Genomic DNA, 6,473 nt, shown 5'->3' on the forward strand with positions numbered 1-6,473 from the left:
TCTTGGCGATAGCTTCTCGAAGTTCATAAAAAATCTGAGTTTATGACAAATATTTATACAAATAATCAAAAAATATGCTGAAAGCACTGATTTTTGGTCGGCGCATAACTAGATTTTTCTGTCAATGCCTAAGTCCTGTTTCCGTTAATTATATCTATATCAAAAACAAATATAGTTAATTTATGGTTAATTTTATATAAATTTATTGGAGTTTTTTTATTATATATTTAGTAAATTATTTAAAGATAAGGATTGCAACAAGAAATTACACTCGTAAGCGGTCGGCGAAATACACAGACCAAATGAAATGGCCTAAAAAGGCCATCTTTTACTTCCTTCCATGAGTTTTTTCTAGGAAGTAATAGTATAAGCAAAAAATAAAGCCGCTTACTGCGGCTTTTTTAAAGCTGTGTTAACTTGCTTATAAGTAGCATTAAGATCAGATTTGTTCTCTGAGCCTCTCATTTTCTCTTCAATTTTAGCCTTTTCTAAATCATCTTTAGAGAAATAGTAATGAGCGCAACAGTATATACAATTGAAATGGTCATTAAATGCCATATCTCTAATGTATTTCTTATAGTTTTTACTTTTATCGATTTCTGGTAATAATCTACGGCAATTTTTACATGCTGTAAATTTAAAATACCTTAGTATAAATATATGAAACATAAGATAGAATCCTGCTGATGCCATAACATACAACCCGAAACTATAATTACGATCCATAAATAAGAGAATAATAAAGATAGCTATTCCAATATAAAACGCTGCAAATGATACTTCTACTAAGATTGCAAATATTTTTATTGATTTGCTAGCGAGATACTTCTTCATCTTGCCGTCAGGTATTTCAAGCCAGCGTTTTATATTTTCTTCACTACCTAACCAAGACTTTATAATCTGATTATTGCATAGGGCGATACCGGCCACAAAAAACATGCCTATTAATACAGCCATGCTTATAACATGCCCTGATGACATTGATTTAGGTAATAAGTAAACAAAAGCATAAACAGGAGAAGCTATTTGGATAAGGCTTGTAGTTAACACACTCAAGATGATTAATTTTTTAGAACCTCTGATAAATGAAAGCAGTACATAAAGCATAATCCAGCTAACTATAGGTATTCCAAAAACAAATAGCACTTGATACCAGTTGTTAGGTTCTACCCAGTGATGTGATAAATTGACCATCATAACCACCCCTTGTCATTATGAAGGTTGTGGTCTACACACATATCACCACCCATAGTCTTTTCAGCACCTGCGCTTCTTTCTGTGTCATGCCCTGCGTGTTCTAATGCAGCTAAATCATGTAAAGCGCCAAATTTAGGTTTATCTGTAGTATGGTGTGACATTAATTTATCAGTGAGGCTGCCTGCTGAATTACTAGAAATATCACTAACCGCTGTTCTCTTTATACCAACAACAATTTCTTCGGCCGCACTTGCTCCTGCCCCACCTGTTTTGATAACTTTGCCTACTCCATGACCAATTACCGCGCCTTCGACCGCGCCCAGGACATCAGTTTTACCTGTGTTTAGTTTTCCTTGGACGACTCCTCCAGCAGTTCCTGCTTCAATATCTACGGCTGCAGATATTGTGGCTTGAGCAATTTTACCTGCACCAGCAGCAGCGACTCTGGCTGCTGCTCCTGCACTTAATGGGTTGGCAACTAAAGCTGTGACTGTCCCCACCCCAGCACCAACAATTGCTCCATCAATTCCATTTTCAGCCCAACCAGCAATTCCTCCGGAAACCATGCCAAATAAACCTTCAACAATCATTGTCATAGGGTTAGCAAAGAATTTTCCATCAGGGTCGGTATATTTTAGCGGGTTATCTGCTGCATATGCATAACGATTAAAGGTGATTGGTAATGTTGGTTCAACAGGGTGAGGATCTACAGACATGAAGCGCCCGATGGCAGGATCATAATACCGCGCGCCATAATAAGACAAACCTGTTGCATCATCATGAAGCTTGCCAGTGAAGCCTACGTGCTCACTCGGACGATCTTTTGAAGTGTCTAGAGCTTCTTGGCCATATCCCCAATAGACTTGCCCTTGGTTAAATACAAAGCTTTTATCTTGTCGGGTTTCCTGAAGTGGTGAACCCAATAAATCATTGTGTAAATACACAGTAGATTTATTGCTACCATCAAACCCTTGTTTCTGGTAAGCGACTTTATGGCCTAACAAATAAAAGTAGTAAGTGTCATCACCCTGATCTACTGTTTTATTTGGAATGTGTTGTTGAAACAACAGTTGATTTTTTTGGTTATAAATCTGAATTGTTTCGTCATTTCCTTTGAGGACTTTAACGCGATTGCCATTACCATCATAAAAATATTGATCATCATAGCTTTTACCATTAACAGGGTTAACGCCTTTGGCTTGCATGAGTTGTTGAGTGTCATTATAAACAAAGGTATTGCCTGCTTTATTGCTGGTAATATCTCCATAGGCATCATAACCAAAATTCTCGTTCACAGAACCACTGATACTCATCAGTTTATTATTTGTATAGTGATAGCTAAGATTGCCTCTCGCACCCGAGACATTAACAATGTTACCAACAGGGTCATATCCAATCGTTGATGATTTACCCCCGAGGCTTTCGCCTGTTAGCCAGTTTGCTGCATTGTATGAATACGTTTGTGCATGGGCGCTATTTGGATCCTCAATTTTTAAAATATTACCCATTGGGTCATACGTGTAATGACGAGCCACCTTGATATCATTATCCATTTGACGATCATTAAGCTGATAAGTTGTTACTGCACCATTGGCATCAGTGAAGCTTTGAATTTTGCCATTTGGGAAATATTTTACATTAGTGACTTTATTGCCTACTTTAGTCGCACGGCCTAAGGCATCAGGCGCATAGTCAACCTTCATAGCATCACCTGGATAAGTCACACTAGAAAGGTGATCTAGACCATCGTAGCTGTACTTAAACAAGAAATTCTTGTGACTGCCACCAGCATCAACATCTGGGAAAATGAGATTCGCTGATTTTAAACTGCCATTATTATCGTATGTATAGTCCCACTCACTGTGAAATGTTGAGTTGCCATTTTGTACTTTAGTCTTATGACCGTCAGCATCATAGGTAATAGTAATATTGCGATTTAAACTAGATTCGGGGTTTCGTACTTGAGTGAGTTGGCCCAAAACATCATAGCGAAAATCGACATTAGGAGAGTTACCAACTTTCTTAGAAGTCATCTCACCAATGGCATCACGTCCATAAGCGGTATGACCTGTCTCCGGGTTATCTTCACCGGTTAAAAAGTAATGAGAGTCATATTGGTATTTACGAATCACTGTGGGCTTTGTTGGATTATAAGCTTGACCAATTAAAGTAATACGCCCCATCGCATCACGTTCTATACCGGTACTGAGTGCGACCTTACCCTCACCATAAATATCAACGCTTTTTTGCATGATTTTCATGAGTTGCTGCTGGTCAGGATCACCAAAAGAGCGATAAGTATTGACGGTAACATTACCTTTAGGGTCGGTAATCGTCGTCGTATTAGGACCATAATTATATGAAGTCACACAGGGGGATGAGGCTGTACATTCACCGGTGTGTGGTGGAAGGTTGCCTTTATAACGAACTTTAAAAATAGCATCGGCATCGCTGTATTGGATATACATTTCACCATAAATAGAAGCATTTGCTAACTTCGGAGTTACAGTAACAGTAGCTTCATTGTTTTCTACTTCAGCTGTTGTTGATTGGAATGGCACTCCTGGCGCATCACTGTCAATTATCTTTTGCAATGAGTCATAGCTTTTCTTATCCATTTTTTGCTGTTTATCGTTAAGTTGAAAATTATTCCAACTGTCTAACGTTATACTTTCAGCATTATCAGCTAATCCATGAATTTGGATGTTAAAGGTGGTGTAGGGCCAATTTTTAATATAATCAGTAAAAACTAAAGATCTAGTAATGACCTTCGTATAATCCGCAAGCGCCGAACCTGAAACCATCATCCCTGTTAAGGCAAATAAAGACAGGTATTTTGTAAATCTTCTCATTGTTATTACTTCCTTTTAACCTTGATAAGGGATCGGGCTGACACCATCACCAATTTTGGTTAATGGTAAAGGTGACTCTACTGCTGTTACTCGCCCTAACGCATCACGTGTCGTATAAGTGCCTAACGTTTTATCATTCGTTGTATTTGGAGCAACAGGATATGACTTAAATATCTCTCTACCATAGGCATCATAACGAATTTCTTGTTTTGAAATTACATTTTCATTGGTTCCAATATGCGTTTCGATATGGGTCGGTTGTCCAAACCCATTCACTGTAAAATATTGCCCGTAATAATTCGGCGCAGCACAACGATAAACGACATGCCCTCCCATATTTGGGTAATTCCAACGTAATCCAACTGAGCACCCTTGCGGCGGTGTCAGCTTCGTCAAGCGATACATCGAGTCATATTCATAACTCGTTTTATTGCCTAACCCGTCGGTATAACTTGTGATGGTGCCATTCGGGTTAATCACAAATTTAAACTTGTTACCAGCAGCATCAGTAATTAATTGCGGCATGCCTGCAACATAGTTTTGAAGTGTTGTTTTATGGTTTAATGCATTAGTAATGCTTGCGATATTGCCACCTGCATCGTAGGTGTAAGAGGTTTTTACGCCGTTCTTAGTCTGGCCGAGCAACTCACCTATACCATTAAAGGTGCGTGTTGTTGTATTAACGACTTTACCTGTGCTGTCTTTCCAGGTTTCGTTTTGAGGGGTGAATAATAAATGTGGGACAGTATCAATCGTGTATTTTTTCTCGTAGTTAGAAATGGCTTCTGTGCGACTGCCTTGTGGTGATGATTCAGAAATAGAGGTTGGCATACTGTCATCATCATACGTATAAGCCGTACTATAAGTTATACCTGCGCGTTTAATGGTTTGAGTTTCTAGTTGAGGTTGAGCAATTTCAGGGTAACCATGAAAAGCGATTGTAATATGGCGCTTACTCCAGGTGTATGCAGACTCTTCTAATGGAGTTTTGATAATGTCCTGTATTTTATAGGTTGTTTTATGTGTTAATAATCCTGATTGCCAAGTCGTGTATATGGGCATACCCCGTTCTTCTACATAACCTGGTAAGAAAACATAATCAACTTCTTTTCCAGGTGAAATCACTTTAGTTGTAAAGTTAGCAGGAACAGGATCATATGGTTCATGGTTGTTATTCCAACAAAAAGCTTGATACTTCCCATCATCGTAATTATATTTCCAGCTAGAGCTTGCCAAACCTGCACCTGAGTTAATTTGAGCTGATACATAAGTCGTTGCAATTCGCAATAAAAGGTGTGAACTAACGCTACATTTATGATTATAACTGCCTAGAGTAAAGCTTGACATCCCACCATCAGGATAAGTAATCGAGTTAACTTGAGTGCCTGCCCACCCTATATGCCATTCTGATTGATCAGGAAGTTTAATATAGGTTGGATCCGGTTGAGGCCCCATTTTTCCATTAATAGTACGAGGGTCAATTTGCCATACTTTGCCATCACTGCTCGTAATTGTATCGCCGCTGATAGTGAGTTTATAGTTCCCCATTGTAATCGACTGTAAGTGAAATGGATCACGGCCTGCACCACCACTTCGACTATAGGCATAGGTGATTTTATCACCTCCGTGAGAGCTTACGATTTGATCAACAGGAGATTGACCAGTATACGGCCAACTGTTAAACACATGGTAACTAGTGCCATCAGGCGAGTAAATCCAACCGCTAAAACCAGCATAAGGCCCAGAACCGGAGTAGCTCACCCCTAAATCTGCACGCCAACCATCCATAGACTCAAAAGGTCGTGACCCTATACCATGTGCTCCCCCATCAACAGGATTTATGGCATAAAATTTATGGCGACTGCCAGAAGGGTCTTGAAAAATGGCTACGTTTGGATCATTACACATGTCCTGACCGAAGTCACAAGTCACATCGACTTTGTTTGTTTCAACCAATCCAGTAAATATTCCTTCGTTTGATTCAAAAGGGCTAATATCTTGCCCTGAACGAAAACTCCAGGTCACATTTAAATTAAGCCCATCATTGCCTGGGATACTAACCAATGGAATGTGAACAATTAACGCGCCGGTAAAAGGGTCTACCTTAGATACCGGGGCATTTTTAATCATGCTACGATAAAATTCTTTGCTATTGTAATCCCCTGGACTGCTGGGAACATCCGGTGTTGCCACTAAACTCATGGTCTTCGGAGCGTCTTTCGCTTTTTTTAATTTCTTTGGCTAATTTCTTCTTGGCACTTTCTTTGGTGTTGTTATTTTCTTTAGCGTGAACCTGCTTGCTGTTTTTTAGCTCACCTTTAGATTGAGCATTAGAGTCGTTATTTTGCTGTAAAAAGTTAATTGATTGTGAACTTGCTACAGCGCTGTTCAATCCCAACGCAAGCAAGACAGCCGTAGTAACGG

4 protein-coding genes are annotated in these 6,473 nt (G+C 39.2%); all 4 read right to left on the bottom strand.

Annotation, left to right across the window (positions count from 1 at the left end):
- Nucleotides 1-387: 387 nt before the first annotated feature.
- Nucleotides 388-1,197, bottom strand: coding sequence for a hypothetical protein (locus tag BGC07_RS13200; protein WP_069313482.1), 810 nt, complete (start codon nucleotides 1,195-1,197; stop codon nucleotides 388-390).
- Complete coding sequence (locus BGC07_RS13205; protein WP_069313483.1) at nucleotides 1,194-4,049, bottom strand: RHS repeat domain-containing protein; 2,856 nt, start codon at nucleotides 4,047-4,049, stop codon at nucleotides 1,194-1,196. The genes BGC07_RS13200 and BGC07_RS13205 overlap by 4 nt, the downstream gene beginning before the upstream one ends.
- Before the next feature lie 15 nt (nucleotides 4,050-4,064).
- On the bottom strand, nucleotides 4,065-6,251 hold the full coding sequence (locus BGC07_RS13210; RefSeq protein WP_077216907.1) for an RHS repeat domain-containing protein: 2,187 nt from the start codon (nucleotides 6,249-6,251) through the stop codon (nucleotides 4,065-4,067).
- The coding region (locus BGC07_RS20740) for a hypothetical protein (RefSeq protein WP_158006942.1) at nucleotides 6,199-6,473 on the bottom strand (275 nt) is incomplete at its 5' end. The genes BGC07_RS13210 and BGC07_RS20740, both read right to left, overlap by 53 nt.

The sequence above is a fragment of the Piscirickettsia litoralis genome (assembly GCF_001720395.1).
GTDB classification, from domain to species: Bacteria; Pseudomonadota; Gammaproteobacteria; order Piscirickettsiales; family Piscirickettsiaceae; genus Piscirickettsia; species Piscirickettsia litoralis.